Genomic DNA, 22,777 nt, shown 5'->3' with positions numbered 1-22,777 from the left:
GTAACTTTTTACATTGATTTTTTTGATAAAAGTTTTGAACAAGGCTTTATTTTTTACAAAGCGAATAAAAAATGTTATAATTTATTAAAGAATGATCATTTTATTATAAAATTAAAAAAATAAAATGCGTATTTTGTTTTAATCGATTACATTTGTAATTGTGCTTTTTACATTTATTATTTTAGTATAAATGTTTTTAGTCTCAATTTGAATTCTATAATACTAAATACCATTACAAATGTTTTCATTACAAAATAAAAAAGCAGTTATAACAGGAGGCGGAAGCGGAATTGGAAGAGCGATTGCTGTCTTGTTTGCTAAACAGGGAGCCGAAGTTCATATTATTGATTTGTCTATCGAAAGTGCGCAGGATGCTGTTGACGAAATTAAAAATGCAGGAGGGAATGTGTTTTCGTATGCATGTAATGTTTCCAGTCAGGCTGATGTAAAAGCTGTTTTTGAAAAAATAGGCAGCATTAATATTCTAATTAATAATGCCGGAATTGCAAATGTTGGAAAAGCAGACACTACTTCTGAAGCTGATTTTGACCGTGTGATGGATGTAAATGTAAAAGGAGTTTATAACTGTTTATACGCCGCGATTCCGCAGTTCCGACTTTCAAATGGCGGTGTTATTTTAAACATGGCGTCGATTGCGGCATGGGTTGGAATCTCTGACCGTTTTGCCTATTCTACCGCTAAAGGCGCTGTTATGGCTATGACTTTGTCTGTTGCTAGAGATTATTTAAGTGAAAATATCAGATGTAATTCTATTTCTCCTGCAAGGGTTCACACGCCTTTTGTGGATGGTTTTATTTCTAAAAATTACGCCGGAAAAGAAGAGGAAATGTTTGATAAACTTTCAAAATCACAGCCAATCGGCCGTATGGGAAAACCGGATGAAATCGCCGCTCTGGCTCTCTATTTATGCAGTGAAGAAGCAGGTTTCATCACCGGATGCGATTACCCAATTGATGGAGGATTTATTAAGCTTAATAATTAAAAAGACACTAAGGTTCTAAGCTGCTAAGATTCTAAGAAAAAAACCTTAGAACCTTAGTTCCTCAGCACCTTAGCACCTAAAAAAAATATAAAATAAATTAGAAAGTTACTAAAGGACTAAGAAACAAGATAAAAAAAAACTTAGAACTTCAGACCCTTAGCAACTTAGAACCTTAAAAAAAAATACAATGAAATTAATACGTTTTGGAGAAATCGGAAAAGAAAAACCTGGAGTTATAATTGGTGAAAAAAGATATGATGTTTCCTCAATCGTTTCAGACTTTAATGAAAACTTTTTTGAAGAAAACGGTTTAGAAAATTTACAAAAAGCTTTAGAAAGCAATCCTTCTCTACCAGAAATTGATGCAAATGTGCGTTTAGGTTCTCCGGTAGCCAGACCTTCAAAAATAATCTGTATTGGATTGAATTATGTGGATCACTGTTTAGAAACAAATGCTCCAATCCCTGCAGAACCTATTATCTTTTTTAAATCTACAACCTCTTTATGCGGGCCAAACGATGATCTGATCATTCCCAAAAACAGTGAAAAAACCGACTGGGAAGTAGAATTAGCTTTTGTTGTAGGTAAAAAAGCTAGTTATGTTGAAGAAGCCGAAGCTCTTGATTATGTTGCCGGATATGCTTTACTGAATGATTACAGTGAAAGAGCATTTCAGTTAGAGCGCGGCGGTCAATGGGCAAAAGGAAAAGGGAGCGATACTTTTGCGCCTCTTGGACCATTTTTGGCTACAAAAGATGAAGTTGCAGATGTAGATAATCTTAAGATGTGGCTGACTGTCAATGGTAAAAAATATCAGGACAGCAACACATTAAACTTAGTTTTTAAAATTCCTTATTTAGTGCATTATTTAAGCCAGTTTATGACTTTGCTTCCGGGCGATATCATTAGTACAGGAACGCCTCCGGGAGTTGGTTTGGGGATTAAACCAGATCCTGTTTATATTAAAGCCGGTGATGTTATCGAACTTGGAATTGAAGGTTTGGGAACAAGTAAACAAACGGCCGTAGCTTACAAAAAGTAATTTTTAAAAAAACTGAAGATGAAATTTATTGTATGCGAAAAACCACAGGAATTTCAATTAAAAGAAAAAGAAATTCCCGAACCAAAAGAAGGCGAAGTTCTATTGAAAATCAAGAGAATTGGAATCTGCGGAACTGATATTCACGCTTTTGGCGGAACACAGCCTTATTTTGAATATCCAAGAATTCTGGGCCACGAACTGGCGGCAGAATATGTAAAAGGAAATGCAGCAGGTTTTAAACTGGGCGATAAAGTAACTTTTATTCCGTATTTCAACTGCGGAAAATGCGTGGCCTGCCGAAACGGATTAACCAACTGCTGTGTAAATATTAAAGTTTTTGGAGTACATATTGACGGTGGAATGGCTGAATATGTTACCATTCCGAAACAATATTTATTACACGGGCAGGGATTAGATTATGATGAACTGGCTTTGGTTGAACCACTTGCCATTGCAGCACATGGTGTAAGAAGAGCGGCGGTTAAACCAACAGATACTGTTTTGGTAATGGGAGCAGGACCAATTGGAATTGGCTTGATTCAGTTTGCTAAAATTGCCGGAGCGAAAGTTATCGTAATGGATATCAACGATTACCGATTAAACTTCTGTAAAACTGAATTAAACGCTGACGAAACTATAAATCCATTAAATGACGATGTGGCGGCTAAACTCGCTGAATTGACCAACGGAGATATGGCCAATGTGGTAATTGATGCGACAGGAAACCAAAAGGTGATGAACAGTGCTTTCAATTATATTTCGCATGGCGGAAGATTTGTTTTGGTTGGACTTCAAAAAGGAGAATTGAGTTTCAGTCATCCTGATTTTCATAAAAGAGAATCAACATTGATGAGCAGCCGAAATGCTACTATTGAAGATTTTGAATATGTAATGAAATGTCTGAAAGAAGGAAAAATCGATCCGAAAAAATACATTACCCACAGAACCAGTTTTTCTGAAATGATTACTGATTTTGAGAATCTGGTAGATCCTAAAAACAATGTAATCAAAGCTTTAATTGAAATTGAGTAAGAGTATATTATAAAGTACTGTTTGTCATCCTGACGAAGGATCTTCGCAAGTAACTCTGCAAAGATTTTGATTTAGCTTGTCGAGTTTCTCGCGAAGATCCTTCCTTCGTCAGGATGACAAAAATGAGAGGAAAAAATAAACACATAGAAGCATAGACTTTTTATTTTGCTTAAAAGAATAAGGAAAAAACTAGTTTCTTAACACTAACTATGTATGTTAATGCAAGTGAAACGCTTTTTATGAGTTTTCAAAAACGATGCTTCTATGTGTTTAAAAAATCTAACTACTATTAAACTTTAAATAACCACAAGAAATGGAATTAAATTTAAAAAATAAAATTGTTGTCGTTTCCGGTTCGGCCGGTAAAGAGGGCAGTATTGGCGAGACAATCATTAACCGTTTGGCAGATGAAGGCGCTATTCCGGTTTTGGTTGACAGAAATGCAAGAGGTTTCGCTTACGCGGAAAATCTGCAGAAAAAGGGAATTGATTCTTTATTCGTTCAGACAGACGTAACTGATCCGGTAGAAATCGAAAATGCGGTTAAAACCATTGCAGCAAAATACGGAAGAATCGATGCAGTTATTAATAATGTAGGAGTTAATGACGGTGCAGGTTTAGATGCAACTTACGAAGAGTTTATGGATTCTTTAAAACTGAATGTAGTAAGTTATTTTCTATTGGTAAAATATGCACTTCCGTATTTAAAAGAATCAAAAGGAAATATTTTGAATATCGGTTCAAAAGTGGCTTTAACAGGTCAGGGCGGAACTTCTGGTTACGCTGCTGCAAAAGGAGGCGTTTTAGGACTTACGAGAGAATGGGCAGTCGATTTAATTCAGTTTGGAATTCGCTCGAATGCCATCATTATTGCTGAAAGTTATACACCTGCATACGAAGACTGGATTAAAACACTGGCAGACGGCGAAACTGTTTTAAAGAAAATCAACAAAAGTATTCCGTTTGAAAGCCGAATGACTAAAACAGAAGAAATTGCAGACACAGCACTTTTTATCATTTCAGAAAAATCATCGCACACTACAGGACAATTTGTTTTTGTTGACGGTGGTTATGTGCATTTAGATCGTGCATTAATCAGCGATGTAAACTAAAAAAGTATGGGCAGTCGAATAGATTCTCATCAGCATTTCTGGAAATTTGATCCTGTTAGAGACAGCTGGATTGATGAAAGTATGGCGGTAATTCAAAAAGATTTTCTGCCTGAAGATCTTCTTCCATTATTAAAAGAAAATCAATTTGAAGGCTGTGTTGCTGTACAGGCTAGTCAGTCTGAAGAAGAAACGAACTTTTTGCTGGATCTGGCTTCAAAAAATGATTTTATAAAAGGAATCGTGGGATGGGCTGATCTTCAAAATGAAAATATTGAAGAACGTTTACGTCATTTTTCTTCTTATAAAAAATTAAAAGGTTTTCGTCATGTAGTTCAGGGCGAAGTCGATGATTTTATGTTTGGTGCAGCATTTCGTAACGGAATAAAGGCTTTAAAAAAATTTGATTTTACTTATGATATTTTAATTTTCCACCGTCAGCTGCCGGCTGCAATCAGTTTGGTAAAAGATTTTCCGGAACAGAATTTTGTCATAGATCATATTGCAAAACCGGATATTAAATCTGGAGAAATTGATTTGTGGAAAAAAGGCATTGAAGAAATTGCAAAATACAATAATGTATGGTGTAAAGTATCAGGAATGGTCACAGAAGCCAACTGGAAAAACTGGAAACCAGAAGATTTAAAACCGTATCTGGATGTTATTTTCGAGAACTTTTCAGCTGATAAAATCATGTACGGATCAGACTGGCCGGTTCTCAATATAGCTTCGGATTATAATGAAGTTGTAAAAACTTTAGAAAATTATATTTCTAAATATTCAGTTGAAGATCAAAATAAAATTTGGTATGAGAATGCTAATGAGTTTTATAAATTGAACAGATAATTTTTCAGCCACAGATTAAAAGGATTAAAATGATTAAAAATCTGTGAAATCCTTTTAATCTGTGGCTAAATATTACTGTTTCAAAACATCCGCATCAGGCGCCCATTTCTTCTGCCATGCCGGATATTTTTTCAAAGCTTTTTCGGGTTTATCAGTATACCATGCATAACCGCTTCGTCTTTCTCTGCTTACTTCTGCCAAAGAATATAATAATTGGCTGTCACGATCGCTAAAGAGTGGTTTATGCGTTTTCAGTTCATAATAACGAGTCCAGATTGGAGGCGCTGTTGTATCGGTTACGACACGTACATCATTGGTGATTTTTTTATATTTCGATTCCATTTCCGGAGCTTTAAAACTTTCAACTCTTGTATTGTAGATTTTAGAATCCTGAAACCATTTTACGGCACTTTGCACCGAATTGATAATCTTTTGATCCGGATTATCAATTGCCATCAAAAACAAAACAACATCTACACTTTCGGCATTACAAATACTTGGCGGTTCAAATTTACGTGCCCACGCAGGCAGTAATGTTATTTCATCGTGCTGCTGGCACCATGCAGTCAGTTTTCCATTATCGACAATCTGCATTTTTAAAATACAGTCAATTCCTTTTTGGTAAGATGCCGTTACTTTTTCTCTTGTTTTTTGATCGATAAAAACATAATCAGCATCATTGTTGACTATTTTCTTCAACAAATTCATAATTCCCATATAAGCTCCGTCATTAAAAGTAATATGCCGGCTGTAACCTTTCTCCAACGGAAAATATTGTGGCCAGCCTCCATTGTCATACTGTGCTTCCAAAATAAAATCAATTCCTTTTAAAACACCTTCCATATATTTGGTTTCTTTCGTTAAAGTATAAACCTGTGCCAGATAATGAACATGAGTATAGGTCGTTTCATTGTCAAAAGTTGTATGCAGAATAGATTTCGTTTTTATAACGGTATCAATTTGTGCCGGTGTAAGAATGGCTTTCATGTCGTAATTCTTTGGCCATCCGCCATTATTACGCTGAAATAGCAAGATATTATCGGCGATTTTGGCATACTCGTTTTCAGCATATTGCGGCTGGTCAGGAGCGGGATTTACTATATTAGACGCATCTTTAATGTGATACCAATGATTAGTGCCGTCTGTAAAAGGTTTTGTACTGATTATGGATTTTTCTTCTTTGGCATTTTGTGCATTTATATGAAGCAATGAAAGAACACAAAGACTTAGAACAACGGCTTTTGAACTATTTATAAATTTCATTTAAGATTGCGATTAAAATTTTACAACACCTTTTTGAACATCATTTCCGATAACTGTTGTTTTCGAAAAATTAATAGATGAACCACTCAAATCAATACTTTTACTCACTGCACCATTAATTGTAATAATGTTTGTTGAAGCAGGATTAAATTCAATATTTTTTAAAGAAAGATTTTTAGTATTATAAATTTCAAAAGCATTTTTAGCTTGAATATCCAATTTGGCATTGCTGATTTTAATTCCGTCAGCATCGATTATAGAAAAGCCTTTTTGTGATTTTGCAGTTAAATTTAAAATCTCAATATTTTCCAGATTCATCTCCGGGAGACCTTGTAAAAATACCGCCTGCTGCGCCCCTTTAATCGTAATATTTTTGATTGAAATATTTTTAAACTGAGGTGTTTCTTCGTTTACCGGAACTAATTTTGTGCTTACAGTATTACCGCCTTCCGCCAGCGTTTCAGCGATCGATTTTCCTCCATAATACAAATCAAAAGAAATCGCCTGAGACGGAATATCAGTCATATAAACATCTGAGATAAAGATATTTTCTACGATACCGCCGCGACCGCGTGTACTTTTGAAACGAAGACCAACATCGGTTCCCATAAAAGTACAGTTTGAAACATGTAGGTTTTTTACACCGCCCGACATTTCGCTTCCAACTGTTACACCCCCATGACCATGATACACGATATTGTTTTTCACAATAATATTTTCGCAGGCAGCACCTCTGTCACGGCCATCTTTGTCTTTTCCGGATTTAATACAAATAGCATCATCACCAACATCAAAACTGGAATTTTCAATGATAACATTTTTACAGGATTCCACGTCCAATCCGTCACCATTTTGAGAAAACCACGGATTGCGAACGGTTATATTTCGAATGATTAAATCTTCAATTAGTAAAGGATGAATGTTCCAGGCCGGTGAATTCTGAAAAACCGGCCCATCAAAAAGTACTCTTTTACTATTTTGGATACTCACTAAAACCGGACGCAGAAAATCGTGAATCGCCTCAAAATCTTCCTTTGTTTTTAAGTCATGACGAATGTTCTGATCGGCACCTTTCGCACCTTTCAAATATTGCTCAGACGGATACCAGCTGTCTTTTTTCTCATTTAAAACACCTCCTGAAGCCACAAACTTTTTCCATTGCTCATCGGTTAATTTACTTTTTTTAACCTGCCTCCAGGCTTCACCGGAACCATCCCAAACGCCGTTTCCGGTAAAAGCTACGTTTTCTAAATTTTTTCCATAAATGGGAGAAATACAGCGCCAGGTATTTAAACCTTCAAAACTGGTTTCAATAATTGGATATAAAGTTTTATCTGTAGAAAATTTAATCAAAGCACCAGTTTGGGCATGCAGCTCAATATTACTTTTTAGAATAATTGGACCTGTCAGCCAGATTCCGGGAGGAATAATGACTTTTCCACCGCCTTTTTTAGAAACAGCATCAATTGCATCTGCAAAAGCTTTGGTATTCAAAACATCTCCGCCGTTTACCGCACCAAAATCTTTAATATTCACACTATTATTCGGAATGACAGGTTCGTTGACTTTTGGCATTTTAAATTCAATACCTTTATAAGTATCGTAAGAATCTAAATTTTGAGCAGTAAGAGTAGAACAACCTGCCAGCAAAAATGTTAAAGCCAGAATGAAGTGAAGAAGTGGTTTGGTTTTCATGTTAGTAGTTTTATATTGATTTTTTTATTGATGCCGAAATTAATATCCAACATAAATAAGAAAATGTAATTGTAATCGATTACACAAATCTATTAAAAAAAGTTTATAAAAGAAATTTCATTGGATTAAAATTGTTTTGCCACGGATTAAAGAGATTAAAATGATTTTTTTTCTAAAATGTTTGCCACGAATTACACGAATTGCACTAATTTTTATCTTAATGAAATATTGAAATTTACTTTTTAAAAAAATATGTAGGCAATAAAATATGTGAAAATCCTTTAATCTGTGGCAAAATAAATTAGTGCAATTTGTGTAATTCGTGGCGAAAAAAAACTCAGACAGGAGGGTACAGGATGCCTATAATTTTATATTCCTTTAAATTGTCCCAATTATTTGACTAAAGTGTTAAAAATACATTTATTTGCAAAAATACTGCCATTTAAATTAAATGCTTTATAATTTTATTCCAAGAAAATAATCAAAAACCTAAGTAATGCTCCTGAATACTTTTACCAAAATATTAATCGTTTTTCTCTTAGTCTGCACTTCGTTTTCTATAAATGCGGCTGAAATTTGGGTTTCCCCGAAAGGCAATGATAAAAATTCAGGTACAAAAGAAAGTCCGCTGGCAACGATTCATATGGCAATTCGAAAAGCCAGAGAATTACGCCGACTAAAAGATGGGTCTGTAAAAGATGGTATTCGAATTGTCGTAATGGACGGAACATATTATTTAAACGAACCATTATTTGTGAGACCAGAAGATTCCGGAACTCCAGAAAGCCCGACGACGATTATTGCCGATGCGAATGCAAAACCAATCATAAGCGGTGGTGTCGAAATTAAAAACTGGACAAAATCTACAACCGTAATAAACGGACTTAAAAAAGGTACTGTCTGGGTTGCCGATGCTCCAAAAAAAGCAGGAAGTCTGATTGATTACAGACAACTTTGGGTAAACGGAAAAAAAGCTGTTCGTGCCAAAAACACAGCCGGAACTACAATGGAACGTATTTTATCGTGGGATCATCAGGGCGAAACATGCTGGATTCCGTTTAAAGATAAATCGGTTAAGTTTGAGCCCGGAATGGAAATGTTTATCGTGCAATGGTGGTCTACGGCTAATCTTCGAATCAAAAATATTGAAATTGTTAAAGACAGCGCCAAGCTTTCTTTTGAACAGCCGGAAAGTCGTATTCAAAGTGAGCATCCTTGGCCGGCTCCGTGGATTTCTAAAAATAACGGAAATTCGGCTTACTTCTTAAACAATGCTTTTTCACTTTTAAACGATCCTGGAGAATGGTATTTAGACAAAAAAAATGCTAAAATCTATTATATTCCGAGAGAAGGAGAAGACATTAATTCAGTAAAAGTTATTGCGCCGGTTTTGGAAAATCTGGTAGAAATAAAAGGAACAATTGATTCGCCTGTTCATCATTTTAATTTTGGCGGCATTTCTTTTCAATACAGCAACTGGCTTCGTCCTTCACAACAAGGACACGTGCCTTTGCAGGCGGGATTGTATCTTTTGGATGCTTATAAACTAAAAGAACCGGGAACACCAAATCAGGCGAATTTAGAAAATCAGGCTTGGGTAGGAAGACCTCGTGCTGCGGTTGAAATAAATTATTCAAATTACATTCAGTTTGAATCGTGTCGTTTTGAGCATTTGTCTTCAACTGGTTTGGATTTAAATAAAGGAACGAATCACAATACCGTAAAAGGAAATTTATTCAAAGATATTGGCGGAAGTGCCATAAATGTTGGGATTTTCTCTGAAGAACCTTTTGAAGCACATTTGCCTTTGTTCATAAAAGATGAAAGAGAAATGTGTTCGGACGAAGTGATTGCCGATAATATGATTACAAACGTAACCAACGAAGATTGGGGAACTTTGGGAATTGCTGCAGGTTTTGTTCGAAATATTACGATTGAACACAATGAGATTTCAGACGTTTCGTATTCTGGAATTTCGATGGGATGGGGCTGGACGCACACGCCAAACGTGATGCAGAACAATAAAATTCTGGCGAATAAAATTCATCATTATGCCAAACATCTTCATGATGTAGCGGGAATTTACACGCTTTCGGCTCAGCCAAACAGCCAAATTGAAGAAAATTATATTGACAAAGTTTACAATAGTCCTTATGCGCACGATCCGTTTTTATGGCTGTATTTGTATACCGATGAAGGTTCTGAAGGTTTTACGATCAAAAACAACTGGATTGCCGAAAAGAAAATCCTGAAAAACCATAACGGTCCAAAAGGAAATATCTGGGAAAACAATGATCCGTACGTAAGCACGAAAATTAAAGAGAATGCGGGAATCAGAGCGCCTTACAAAGATTTGGAAAAAGAAGTTGTAATTGACGAAAAATGGGGATTGCAGGAAATGCCAAAACCGTATGCGATTGAATTAATCGGAAATGATTTTGATATCGAAAGAATCAAATCGACTTTAACAGGTTTCAGAATCGTAGGTCAGGAATTGTACCAATGGAAAAATCATCTGGTGATTTACGGAAAAATGAATCAGCCGGAAAGAACGAAACGAAAACTAGCAGGCGCTTTTCCTTATTTACAAATAAAAATCTATGAAGATCTGGTTTACGATTTCCAAAATTTCGAAAGATGTAAAGATTCAAAACCGGCATCAGACTGGGAAAATATTGTGCTGACAGCGAATCTTCCTGCGGATGAAAAATTGCAGAAAGAATATATAGAGTATCACAAAACACAATTCGAAAAATGGCCGGAAGTTGCCAAAGGTTTCTGTAATGCCGATTTCCAGCAATTGCAAGTCTTTAAAAACGAAAGACAATTGATCCTGGTAATCAGTATTCCGAAAGGTGAAAATCTGGATAAACTAAATCCAAAAACAACACAAAATAATCCGCGTGTAGACGACTGGAACGCTTTAATGAAAAAATACCAATCCGGAATCGAAGGCACAAAACCAGACGAAACGTGGATTTTCTTAAACAAAGTGAACGTCGAAGAGAAAAAGTAGAAAAAAGAACAAAGAAGCAAGACTTTAGAAAAAATATAAATCTGCTCAATCTGCATAATCTGCGAGAGACAAATCTATCCCGAGGCTTCGGGACTAAAATCAACAATCTAAAATAACCACAAAACCAATGTTAAAAATAGCCATTCTGGGACTTGGAGAAGGACGAAGCACGATGTCGGCCGCTTTGGAAAGTTCAAAATTAGAACTTGTAAAAGTATGCGACAGAAATGAAGAAATCTGCAGGCAGAGAGCAAAAGAATTTGATTTTCATTCGTATACCACCAATTACGATGATTTATTAAACGATGCATCTATTGATATTATCGCGATTTATACGCCCGATCATTTGCATGCACAACACGTAAAACAAGCTTTATTGCACGGGAAACATGTTGTTTGCACAAAACCTTTTATCGATGATCTTTCGGATGCTAAGGAATTATTAGAATTAAGTAAATCGACAGGCAAAAAAGTTTTCATTGGTCAAAGTTCACGTTTCTTCGAACCAGCAAAAAGACAAAGAGCCGATTACGAAGCTGGATTAATAGGTGATTTAATTACGATTGAAGCCCAATACCACGCCGATCACAGATGGTTTTTAAAGAAAGAATGGTCTTTGTTGCAGTCTTTCAAATGGTTGTACGGCGGATTAAGTCATCCTGTAGATTTCATCAGATGGTATTTGCCGAACATTCAGGAAGTGATGGGTTACGGAATGATCAGCAGTAACGGACAATCAGCTGGATTGAAAAATGAAGATACCATGCACTTTATTTTCAAAGCTACAGACGGCAGAATTGCACGTGTAAGTGGTGTCTATACTTCGCCAACGCAGCCTGCACAACGCGACAGTGGAATGAGTACGATTTTGAGAGCCACAGAAGGCGCAAGTCAGGCCGATTATCACGAATTGCGTTATGCGGTTACCGATAAAACGGGCGAAGAAAAAGTAATTACCTGGGGCGACAGCACTTTAAAATATTATTTCCGTTTTGAAGGACAAAGTCATCACGGCGGGGAATATCAGAATTATTTAGAATATTTCGCAGACAGTATCGAACAGAATTTCGAAGCGTATCCAAACATGGAAGAAGGAATTGGAACCGTAGCTTTATTACAAGCGATGGACAAATCACTGCAAACTGGAATGCCGGTTAAAATTGCCGATATTCTTAACGAATACGGACTATGAACAGTATCTACGATAAATTAACGACGCTCGATTTTGTAATCGTAGCCGTATATCTGGTGGCTTTATTGGTCATTGGTTATGTGGTAAGTATGAAGCAGAGAAAGAAAAACGAAACGCTTTTTCTGGCCGGAAATTCCTTAAACTGGTACAGCATCGGGTTTAATATGTGGGGAACCAATGTTGGGCCGTCTTCGCTTTTGGCTTTTGCGAGTATTGGTTACGCAACCGGAATTGTAGCCGGAAATTTCGAATGGTACGCTTTTGTGTTTTTACTGCTTTTGGCGATGGTTTTTGCACCGCGTTACATTGCGAGTAAAGTCAGCACGATGCCCGAATATATGGGAAAACGCTACGGCGACAGCACACAGAATATTCTGGCTTGGTACGCTTTGGTAAAAATTTTAGTAAGCTGGCTGTCTTTAGGATTATTCAGCGGAGGCGTTTTGGTGCGTCAGATTTTGGGAATTCCGATGTGGCAGAGCGTTACCGTTTTAGTGATTTTCTCCGGAATTTTCACTTTTGCCGGCGGATTAAAAGCAATTGCCAAAGTCAACGTTTTTCAAATGATTCTATTGATTTTTGTTTCATTAACCCTTTCGTATTTAGGATTGCAAAAAGTGGGCGGAATCGAAGCTTTAGCCTCAAAAACACCATCTAATTTTTGGAATTTAGTGCGCCTGTCTGATGATGCACATTACCCGTGGCCGGCAATTTTGTTAGGATATCCCGTGGCCGCAGTAGCTTTTTTCTGTACCGATCAATCGATGGTGCAGAGTGTTTTGGGAGCTAAAAATCTAGAACAGGGACAATTGGGTGTAAACTTTATCGGATGGCTGAAAGTAATGGCGCTTCCGTTGTTTATTTTACCCGGAATTTTGTGTTACGCCTTATATCCTGAATTGGGCGAAAACTCCGATTTGGCTTATATGACAATGGTTACCAATCTTTTCCCAAGCGGCATGAACGGTTTGGTAATCTGCGTTATGATTGCAGTTTTGGTGGGAACAATTGGTTCTTCGCTAAATGCTTTGAGCACCGTTTTTACGAATGATATTTATGTAAAGAAAATCAACCCGATGGCGACGATTAAAGACCAGATTAGAATTGGTCGTTTAACGATAGCAGTTGGTTGTCTATTTGCAATTCTGATTGCCGTTGCGATTGACAATATCAAAGGACAAAATTTATTCAACATCTTTCAGGCGGTTTTAGGATTTCTGGCGCCTTCGTTATCTGTTGTTTTCCTGTTGAGTGTTTTCTGGAAACGCACTACCAAAAAAGCCGTAAACTTTACTTTATCATGGGGTTCTGCGTTTAGTCTTTTCGTTGGCGTTTTGTATCTATGGATTTTCCCTGCCGATAAATATCCGGTTTGGCCTCACTTTTTATTGATTTCATTTTACATTTTCGCAATCTTAACCATTACAGCGATTGGTATTTCATTAACCGATAAAAATCCTGAAACTAATTTCTCTGATGAAACTGATATTCCGAAAACGAGTAAGAAAGTGAAGTTGTTGTTTGGGTTGTTGGGAGTGACAATTTTGGTTTTGTATTTGGTTTTTAATGGGAATTAAAGAGATTCATTTTTTATGTTATACAAACGCTTTCTATAAACGAAAGCGTTTTTTATTTGTATAAAAATAAAGAATAGTGAAAACGCGTGTAAATACTTATAAATTTGCGAAGAATAAACACTAGGTTTGTTTTAAGCTAATGAATTAAAAAAAACAATTGATGTAGATTAAAACAATAATATAAAAAGAATAATTATTTATGAGCAAAAAAACTATTGATTTGGAACTTCTTTCTAAAGAAAGAGAAAACATATTTGATGATTATTATAATATTATTGAACGTGTCAAACTTGAAAATATTAAAAAACAAAAAGGTGAAGATGTCAATTATGAAGTTCTTATAAAATCATTAACTATATTAGAAAGAAATATCGATGATCTAGCAAGTGGAAAGCATTTTTCAACAAAAGAGTTTGAGAAAATTAGTGAGTATATAATCACTTGTTTAAAAGAATGGTTGCCAATATTTGAACTTTTGATAAGTCAGCCTAATTTTATAGTTGCATTCTCTTATAATCTTCAAGCTCTAGCGATTTTAATTGCAAATTCTGAAAAATCATCAATTTTGAATTTTCAGAAGGATGTAATTTATCTAAGCCCATCGAGGAAAGATAGACTTGAATATGAAAAAAAAATAGGTGGAATATCACAAATGACTACGCCAGTTATTACTTATAGTTTTCAACAACAAACACCACAAATTACTTCGGATCATTTATTGTCTCTTATTAAAGATGAAAATTTAGATATAGGACAAATGAAAGAACGTATTGAAGAAATTACTCATGTTTTGAAGGAAATGGAATCTTATTCTTATTATAGTAAGAATAAAGGAAATACTATAAGACATTTTTCTCGAACAGAACATGTTTTATCTTTAGTAAAGCAAATTCATGATAACTATGAAAAAGAAATTTTTTCAGTAATTAATTTAAAAGAGTTTGAGATTGAAGATAATATAGAGAAATATCGATACAATATTAATAGGTATAATATTCATGAAAATATTGAGAGAATTAGACTTGATGAAAATTACATTTTTGAATGGGATATAGAGGTTTTTGTTCATGGTGAAACATTTAGTCCATCTCAAATTGGGTTTTTAATGTGGTCAATGTCAAAAGCGCTAGAATCGATAGATGGTGTTTCTGTATTTTTAGAAGATTGGGGAAATGGAAGTAAATTTTTTAAATTAAAGGTTAAAATTCAAAGTTTACTTGCCAGAGAGGAAGTAAAGCAAGTTTTGGAAAAAGGAAGGCAAGCTGCAGAGAGTCAATTTCTAGATAGACCTATAGAAGAGGTACAAAAAATTAAAGCTGAAAAAGAGAAAACTATTAAAGAGACTGATAATCTGCTTACAAAAGAACAAGTTACAGAACTTCATGAAATAGAAGTTGAACGTAAAAGAATTGAGGTGCAAGATTTAAAAGTTGAACTTGAACTTAAAAAAATGCAATTACTTAGAGGTTATTCAGAACTTATAAAAGATGGTATATTAGTTAATGATAGTAATTTTCAAATAAAAATTAATGATCTTTTATATTTAAAAAAAGAACCACAGTTAGTGATAGGTGAAAATATCGAAATAATAGCTGAAAATGAAATTAGGAGAAATAAGAATGATTTGGAAAATGAAAATCAAGGAATAATTTAAAAAGTTATAAATAATTTATAGAGAATGTTTTCTTTAATTAGAAAGCATTTTTGTTATAAATAGAAATAATGTTATTTGTTCCCTGTCGAAACCAACAATTTCCGAATATCAACCTTCAAATATTTAGAAATTTCATAAAGCCTTTCAATTGAAGGCTGATAATCATTTGTACACCAGCGCGAAACAGTCGATACCGTTTTAGCTAAATGATTGGCTAATTCCTTACTGGTTCGATTGTTTTCAACTAAAATAACTTTTATTCTATATTAAAGAAAGTTTTTATATAAATTGCCTCCAGTTTTAACTGGAGGGATACAGGTAAGAATAGAAAAGGCTTTAGCCAAATTAGTTTCAATTCGGCTAAAGCCTTTTAGCTTTGCGATTATTTCTTAATCCAGCTAAAGCTGGACGCAATTAATTAAATTAGATATAATATTGTTGCAATTATTCATGAATCAGTTATTTGAAATTTAACGTAAGGTTTTAACCTTGAGAAACTTTTGCAATTTGAGTATTTACACGAATATTATTAGGAGCGTCCACACCTGGCGTTTCATAATTACTGAAGTCTAAATTAACACCCGGTCTAAAAATCAGACAATGTGTTGAACCTCCAAAATGAAACATTCCCAGTTCGTCGCCTTTTTTTACAATATCGCCGGCTTTTACTTTTATTTCACAGCTCGAAACCTCTGCCATACCCACAGGCATTACGCACATAAGCCCAATCGCCGGATTATCGGCTTCAATAAATATAAGTGCTCTGGTGGCAACCGCTGTTAAAAAAGCCTGAGAATCGTTGGGTGCACTCGAATCTGGTCCTTTTGGATTGTAGAAACCCTGATATAAATTTTCTAAATAATAAGAACCGTTTACAATAGCCGTTTTTACGATTCTGCCGTTTACAGGGCTGTGCCAGCGGTGGTAGCTCAAAGCACTCAAAAAGGCCTGATACACTGTTCCGCCATCAAATTGAGGCGTTAGCTCATCAAAATTCAGCATGTTTTGTAATGAATAAGGCTGTCCTTTTAACCAAAATTGATCAGATAAAGCTACATTTTTGGCCACTTGCAATGGTGCGGACTCACAAGCATTGACAATAATCGAATCATCATTTGGCGCAGTAACAGGACGTACATTTGAGCAAAATAATCTGGTAAAAAAATCGTCCCAGCTTTTGAAGCCATAATATGGATCTGAAGGATCAGACTGAAAAACATCAGAAAATGTGGCATAAGGAGGAATAGGATTCGGTTCTAAACCTAAAGCTCCTTTGGCAACTTCCATCATTTCAGATTGTGCTAGCTCACTCAGCCATGCAATTACGTTTTCTGAAGGGGCATTTTCGATTAAAACATATCTGGAATCTTCTGAAACCAAAAATTTAGACCAGTAGTTTAATATTTTCTTTAACTGCTGATTGACCAATGCGTTAGAAAAAACATCATATCCAAAATTAGTTGCCATTGGCCAGGCTAAAAGCGCATTAATAGGAAAACCGATCATGCCAGCAGGCGTTTGATTTCCGGGAGCGCCGGTTTGGTAGGCTTCGGGAGCGGTCTGCATAATTCCGTTGAGTAAAACAAGAAAATCCTCAAAAGTCACCGGTTCTGGTTCCCAAAGTAGAGGAGTTCTTTGTTTTAAAAAATGAGCTTCGGCAAACATTCCCTGTATATTTGCATACAAAACAGGGTCTGAATACACGAGATTTTGAAATTCTAAAATTTCAGGAATAAGCGGTGTTGGATTCTTCTTGGTAAATTCCTTTATTTTTAGTGTCCAATTTTCTATAATTTGTGGGTCTTGGGGTAACCAGCTTCCCAATAATTGCTTTGCTTTGTTGAATGTAGTTGCTTCCATAATTTTTTTGGGTTAAATTAATAACGAAGTTATTTTAGAAAATAATCCCAAAAATTTAATTAGTCATAAGAGCTCATTTTTGTGTTATGAAGAGCCCAATTGCTGATAGGAAAGAAAACTAAAAAAATCAAGCCCAAAAAAAATCAAGGATTCGAACATAGCCCAAGGTTTCAACCTTGGGAACGTATCGTTGTGGATTTGGATTGCGTTCCCACGATTGAAATCGTGGGCTATGTTCTAAATAAAAATGATCGCCAAAATTTGCCACGAAGACACTAAGCCACAAAGTTTTTTTATGAATTGCCTCCAGTTTTAAATGAAGGTATCTAGTAAGAATAGAAAAAGGCTCTAGCCAAATTAGTTTCAATTCGGCTAAAGCCTTTTAACTTTGCAATTATTTTCTCATCCAGCTAAAGCTGGACGCAATTCAATTCAAAAAAGCAAACCTTTGCGACTTCGCGACTTTGCGAGATTAAAATTAAGCCTTCTTACGCCCTTCAATATTCGGCAAAAATCCTGTAATAACCCCAATTAAAGGCAGGAACGCACAAATTTTAAATACATATTCGATACTCGTTGCATCGGCGATTTTTCCTAAAACAGCAGAACCCAATCCGCCCATTCCGAAAGCAAATCCGAAGAAAAGTCCGGCTACCAAACCAACTTTTCCGGGCATTAATTCTGTTGCGTATACCAAAATTGCAGAGAACGCAGAAGAAAGAATCAACCCGATGATTACAGATAAAGTTCCAACCCAGAATAATGAAACGTAAGGCAGCATCAACGTAAACGGCGCAACACCAAGAATAGAAACCCAGATTACATATTTTCTTCCGTAACGGTCGCCAATTGGTCCGCCGATTAAAGTTCCGGCCGCAACAGCACCAGAAAATAAGAATAAATAAACCTGAGACTGCTGAATCGAAATATGGAACTTATCAATTAAAAAGAATGTATAATAACTGGTAATACTGCTCATGTAGAAGTATTTAGAGAAAATCAAAACTAATAAAATAACCAACGAACCGATTACACGGTTTTTAGATAAATGATGCATTTCGATTTTAAGAGCCGATTTATTAGCCATTCTTTCAGACAAATGTGCTGTGTACCAAAGAGCAATTTTATACAAAGCAAAAATTCCAACCAAAGCGATGATACAAAACCAAGCCACATAAGATTGTCCGTGCGGAATAATGATAAACGCTGCTAATAAAGGGCCAATCGCACTTCCGGCATTTCCTCCCAATTGAAAAATCGACTGAGCTAAACCTTTCTTTCCGCCAGAAGCCAAGTGCGCCACACGCGAAGATTCAGGATGAAAAATAGAAGATCCGATTCCGATTAAACTTACTGATAATAATAAATAGATAAAACTCGATGCGATCGAAACCAGAAATAATCCGACCATTGTAAAGCACATTCCGATAATTAGAGAATACGGTTTCGATTTTTTGTCGGTATACATTCCGATAAACGGCTGTAAAATAGAAGCAACGATTTGATATGTAAAAGTAATGATCCCGATTTGAGAGAAAGTCAGTCCAAAATTTTCTTTAATTAAAGGATAAATAGATGGAACTACAGCTTGCAACAAATCATTAATTAAATGCGAAAAGCTGATTATAAATAAGATAGAATAGGTGGTTTTTTTAATTACTTCTGGTTGTATTTTAACGGTTTCCATGAATTATTTTTAGGTTTTAAATTCGTTTTAAAATAACAGCTGTATTATTTTTTACAAAATTCCAATAAATAGTAATGTCAAAATTGCTATATTTGGACAATGAATAATCAGATTCGGACATATCGAATGGCGCAGGAGCATGGATTTGTAATCAATCCAAAGATTCCTGTTATAGGTTACACCGAAATGGTAACCAATGAAATTTGTGTTTCGCACTCACATCCACGGGCACAGCTTATCTATGCGACACGCGGCGTAATGAATGTTGTAGTAGGAAATAACATTTGGGTTGTGAATCCGCTGCAGGGTTTGTGGCTTCCCAGTGGCGTAGAACATCAGGTTACTTTTCAGAAAGACGTTAATTATTACAGCGTTTTTATCGATCCGTCTTTTACGGGCGGATTGCCTTCAAACAGTTTTTCTTTTGATATTCCGGTTTTTTTAAAACAGTTGGTTTTTAAAATCATCACTTTTGGAATCCAAGGAAATATTTCGCCATCTCAACGAAGAATTATCGATGTATTCTTAGATGAATTGGCATTAATTACGCCAAGTGCCACTTTTCTTCCAACCACAAACAACGAAAGGCTGCAGAAAGTAGTTGAACTTTTAATGAACGACGTAGCAAGCAAAAATACGATTGACCATTATGCTGAACTTTCTTTTATGAGTACGAGAACTTTATCGCGTTTGTTTATAAAAGAATTAGGAATGAATTTCAGCGACTGGCGCACGCGTCTAAAATTACTCGAAGCCATAAAACGTTTGGGTGAAAAACAATCCATAAAGGAAATTGCACTCAATTTAGGCTACGAAACTCCAAGTGCCTTTATTTATATGTTTAAAAAACATTTAGGAAAAACGCCTTCTAATTATATTTTGGAAGATGAGAATGAGGATAAAATTTCTGCTTAGAATAGAACGCGGATGAAACGGATTTACTTCGTAAAAACGCTGATTGACACGGATTTGTTTTTAAACACATAGATACATAGACTTACTGTGCGTGAAAAAGACCTTTCACTTGTTTAAATTTACATAGCTATGTGTTAATGACTAGTCATTTTTAATCATCTCTATTTCATAAAGCAAACAAAAATCTATGTATCTATGTGTTTAAAAAGTTAAAAAGAAAAAATCAGTTTTTCATCCGCGTCTTCGCGATAGCGAATCCGTTTCATCCGCGTGCCATAAAAATCGCAACATCATTTTTTTTAATACTAAAAAAGTGATAACTCGTAATTTTTCCCTTAAATAATTATGAAATAGTACAATTTTTTATGAAATAGCAGGACAGTGCAGGTTGTGAAATGTAAAGATAACATTTATCTTTAGCTCCAAAATAAACTGACTATGTTAAACCGCTTATCCATTTTTAAAATTTTACTTCTTTTTACTGCTCTTTTTTCTTGTTCTTTAATTTCGGCGCAGGAAAAATCAAAAGAAGCGACATGGATCTGGTATCCGGGCGATTTTGAAATTTGGTTAAGCAATAAAATGCAGGTGAGACGTACAGAACGCGAGGCGGTATTTCCACCGCTTTGGCAATATTATAGTCCGTATGCTCTGGTAACTTTTCAAACAGAAGTAGAACTTCCAAAACCAGACGAGGTAAAAATCTACTCAGAAGGACCTTTTCAATTCCTTTTAGATGGCGTTCAGGTTTACGGACAGCCAAAGTCAATAACAATTCCTGCCGGAAAACACAAAATTTCTTTTAAAGTGTACAATCAGGAAGTGTTGCCGGCTATTTATATTTCGGGTAATTATGTCAAATCTGATGCATCGTGGAAGGTAACCAACGAAGATAAACTTTGGATAGACGAAGCCGGAAAAGCACAACAATCGGGTACGCCCTGGGTTCCTGTTGGTTCGTGGAATTTTAATTCTGCAGAAAATAAACCTTCCGGATTTAAACTGACAACCAAACCTTTGAGCGCCAAAAAAACAGAAAAATTTGGATCAGGGAAGTTGGTAGATTTTGGAAAAGAAACTTTTGGTTATATTAAAATTCATGGTTTAAAAGGCAAAGGGAAAATAGCGCTTTATTATGGCGAATCTCGCGAAGAAGCTTTGGATTCAGCAAAATGCGAAACCTTAGATCATTTATCTTTTGATGGAAAACAATCTGAAACTTATACACATAATGGATCAAAAGCATTCCGCTATGTTCAGGTGCAAGCAGATACAGGCGTAAAATACGATTCGATTTCGCTGCTTTATGAATATTTGCCATTAAATTATCGTGGTGCATTCAAATCTTCAGACGAATTATTGAATAAAATTTGGGATGTCTCGGCTTACACGATGCATTTAACGTCCCGCGAATTTTTTATTGACGGAATTAAACGTGATCGCTGGGTTTGGTCTGGCGATGCTTATCAAAGTTATTTAATGAATTATTATTTGTTCTTTGATTCACCTTCTGTAGAACGAACGATGTCAGCACTTCGCGGAAAAGATCCGGTAACGGCTCACGTCAATATCATTATGGATTATTCTTTGTATTGGTTTGTAGGTGTTTACGATTACTATTTGCACACGGGCGATACGAAATTCATCAAAACTTTTTATCTAAGAATGAAATCGCTTATGGATTTCTGTTTAGAAAGAAGAAATGAAAACGGATTCCTCGAACCTTTAGAAGGCGACTGGGTTTTTATTGACTGGGCTGACGGATTGCCAAAAACCGGCGAAGTTAGTTTTGAGCAGATGCTTTTGGCGAGAAGTTTAGAAGCCATGTCAGTGAGTGCTGAAATTGCTGGTAAAAGTGAAGACCAAAAACAATATCAAAAACTAGCTTCTGATTTAAAAACTTCATTGTTTGATGTGTTTTGGGATAAAAAAGAAAACATAATGAAACACCAGCGTATCGACGGGAAAATGCAAAATATTGTGACACGATACGCGAATATGTTCGGTATATTCTTTAATTATTTTACTGAAGAACAAAAACAAAGTGTAAAAAATAAGGTATTGCTTAATAAAGATGTTCTTCAAATTACAACGCCATATATGCGTTTTTATGAATTGGAAGCATTATGTGCAATGGACGAACAGAAATTTGTTTTAAATGAAATCCGCGATTATTGGGGTGGAATGCTAAACAATGGCGCCACATCATTTTGGGAAAAATACGATACCAAACAAAGTGGAAAGGAACATTTAGAAATGTATGGACGCCCTTACGGGAAAAGCCTTTGTCATGCTTGGGGTGCAAGTCCGATTTATTTATTAGGAAAATATTATTTAGGTGTAAAACCAACCGCTCCGGGATATTCTGAATATGAAATCAAACCAAATTTGGGAGGTTTAAAATGGATGGAAGGAAAAGTGCCAACACCAAACGGAGAAGTTACCGTGTATTGCAGTACCAAAGAAATCAAAGTAAAAGCAGGTGAAGGTGAAGGAAAATTGATTTTTAAAAGTGCAGGCAAACCAAAAACAAACTCCGGAACATTTACAGAATTAGCAAAGAATAAATATGAGTTGATTGTAAAACCGAATGTGGAGTATGTAGTGAGTTATAAGGCAATCTAGTTCTAGTTTGTAACGCAAAGTTTGTCATTTCGAGGAACGAGAAATCGCACTCGTAACCACAAAGATTGCAAACATAGCCCGAGGTTTCAACCTTGGGTACATATTGCAAATCACGTTACATGTATGTTAGGTCAAATGCATTAAGTCCCAATGGTTGAAGCCATTGGCTATTTTTTGCAAAGATAGTTTTGTCATTCAATCAAGCAAAGACCTGAGTAATAGCGAACAGGCGAAGCAAATCGCACTCGTAACCACAAAGATT

16 protein-coding genes are annotated in these 22,777 nt (G+C 35.6%); 11 read left to right on the top strand and 5 right to left on the bottom strand.

Going from position 1 to position 22,777, the window contains the following annotated elements; genetic code table 11:
* The first annotated feature begins 238 nt into the window (after positions 1-238).
* From ASE21_RS14285 to ASE21_RS14265, 5 genes are all read left to right on the top strand, one after another.
* Positions 239-1,003: an SDR family NAD(P)-dependent oxidoreductase gene (locus tag ASE21_RS14285; protein WP_057123361.1), complete on the top strand. Its 765-nt coding sequence runs from the start codon at positions 239-241 to the stop codon at positions 1,001-1,003.
* 187 nt (positions 1,004-1,190) lie between these two features.
* Entirely contained in the window at positions 1,191-2,045 is an 855-nt protein-coding gene (locus tag ASE21_RS14280) for a fumarylacetoacetate hydrolase family protein (RefSeq protein ID WP_057123360.1), read from the top strand.
* 18 nt (positions 2,046-2,063) lie between these two features.
* Positions 2,064-3,077: a zinc-binding alcohol dehydrogenase family protein gene (locus ASE21_RS14275; RefSeq protein WP_057123359.1), complete on the top strand. Its 1,014-nt coding sequence runs from the start codon at positions 2,064-2,066 to the stop codon at positions 3,075-3,077.
* A 313-nt stretch (positions 3,078-3,390) separates the two neighbouring features.
* A complete protein-coding gene (locus tag ASE21_RS14270) occupies positions 3,391-4,188 on the top strand; it encodes an SDR family oxidoreductase (protein ID WP_057123358.1) in 798 nt (265 codons plus the stop codon).
* A 6-nt stretch (positions 4,189-4,194) separates the two neighbouring features.
* Positions 4,195-5,031, top strand: a complete 837-nt coding sequence (locus ASE21_RS14265; RefSeq protein ID WP_057123357.1) for an amidohydrolase family protein — start codon at positions 4,195-4,197, stop codon at positions 5,029-5,031.
* Positions 5,032-5,103: 72 nt separating this feature from the next.
* Here the strand turns inward: ASE21_RS14265 and pelA are convergent, their stop codons facing one another.
* A complete protein-coding gene (gene pelA, locus ASE21_RS14260) occupies positions 5,104-6,294 on the bottom strand; it encodes a pectate lyase (RefSeq protein ID WP_057123356.1) in 1,191 nt (396 codons plus the stop codon).
* Positions 6,295-6,306: 12 nt separating this feature from the next.
* A complete protein-coding gene (locus ASE21_RS14255) occupies positions 6,307-7,989 on the bottom strand; it encodes a glycoside hydrolase family 28 protein (RefSeq protein WP_057123355.1) in 1,683 nt (560 codons plus the stop codon).
* Between the two features lie 496 nt (positions 7,990-8,485).
* On the opposite strand from ASE21_RS14255, the gene ASE21_RS14250 reads away from it, so the two are divergent.
* The 4 genes from ASE21_RS14250 to ASE21_RS14235 all read left to right on the top strand — a co-directional run bounded on the left by ASE21_RS14250 (position 8,486) and on the right by ASE21_RS14235 (position 15,428).
* The gene (locus tag ASE21_RS14250) at positions 8,486-11,005 is read left to right on the top strand and encodes an L-rhamnose mutarotase (RefSeq protein ID WP_057123354.1); all 2,520 of its coding nucleotides are present in this window, start codon (positions 8,486-8,488) and stop codon (positions 11,003-11,005) included.
* 127 nt (positions 11,006-11,132) lie between these two features.
* Positions 11,133-12,197, top strand: coding sequence for a Gfo/Idh/MocA family protein (locus tag ASE21_RS14245; protein ID WP_057123353.1), 1,065 nt, complete (start codon positions 11,133-11,135; stop codon positions 12,195-12,197).
* The gene (locus ASE21_RS14240) at positions 12,194-13,774 is read left to right on the top strand and encodes a sodium:solute symporter (RefSeq protein WP_057123352.1); all 1,581 of its coding nucleotides are present in this window, start codon (positions 12,194-12,196) and stop codon (positions 13,772-13,774) included. Before ASE21_RS14245 ends, ASE21_RS14240 begins: the two co-directional genes overlap by 4 nt.
* Positions 13,775-13,973: 199 nt before the next feature.
* Positions 13,974-15,428, top strand: coding sequence for a hypothetical protein (locus ASE21_RS14235; RefSeq protein ID WP_057123351.1), 1,455 nt, complete (start codon positions 13,974-13,976; stop codon positions 15,426-15,428).
* 71 nt (positions 15,429-15,499) lie between these two features.
* Here the strand turns inward: ASE21_RS14235 and ASE21_RS21605 are convergent, their stop codons facing one another.
* The 3 genes from ASE21_RS21605 to ASE21_RS14225 form a co-directional block, all read right to left on the bottom strand.
* Positions 15,500-15,679, bottom strand: a complete 180-nt coding sequence (locus tag ASE21_RS21605) for a helix-turn-helix transcriptional regulator (RefSeq protein ID WP_317039149.1) — start codon at positions 15,677-15,679, stop codon at positions 15,500-15,502.
* Between the two features lie 232 nt (positions 15,680-15,911).
* Positions 15,912-17,288, bottom strand: a complete 1,377-nt coding sequence (locus ASE21_RS14230) for a phosphatidylserine decarboxylase family protein (RefSeq protein WP_057123350.1) — start codon at positions 17,286-17,288, stop codon at positions 15,912-15,914.
* 478 nt (positions 17,289-17,766) lie between these two features.
* Positions 17,767-18,975, bottom strand: coding sequence for an MFS transporter (locus ASE21_RS14225; RefSeq protein WP_057123349.1), 1,209 nt, complete (start codon positions 18,973-18,975; stop codon positions 17,767-17,769).
* 99 nt (positions 18,976-19,074) lie between these two features.
* Between ASE21_RS14225 and ASE21_RS14220 the strand changes: the two genes are divergently transcribed.
* Positions 19,075-19,890 carry an AraC family transcriptional regulator gene (locus ASE21_RS14220; protein ID WP_057123348.1) on the top strand — a complete coding sequence of 272 codons (816 nt, stop codon included), beginning with the start codon at positions 19,075-19,077 and terminating at the stop codon, positions 19,888-19,890.
* A gap of 438 nt (positions 19,891-20,328) precedes the next feature.
* Entirely contained in the window at positions 20,329-22,515 is a 2,187-nt protein-coding gene (locus ASE21_RS14215; protein WP_057123347.1) for a family 78 glycoside hydrolase catalytic domain, read from the top strand.
* Positions 22,516-22,777 lie beyond the last annotated feature (262 nt).

Origin of the sequence: Flavobacterium sp. Root901 (assembly GCF_001429765.1) — a bacterium.
Taxonomy (GTDB): Bacteria; Bacteroidota; Bacteroidia; order Flavobacteriales; family Flavobacteriaceae; genus Flavobacterium.
Note: the sequence above shows the minus strand (reverse complement) of the source record. Positions and strands in the feature narration are given on the sequence as shown.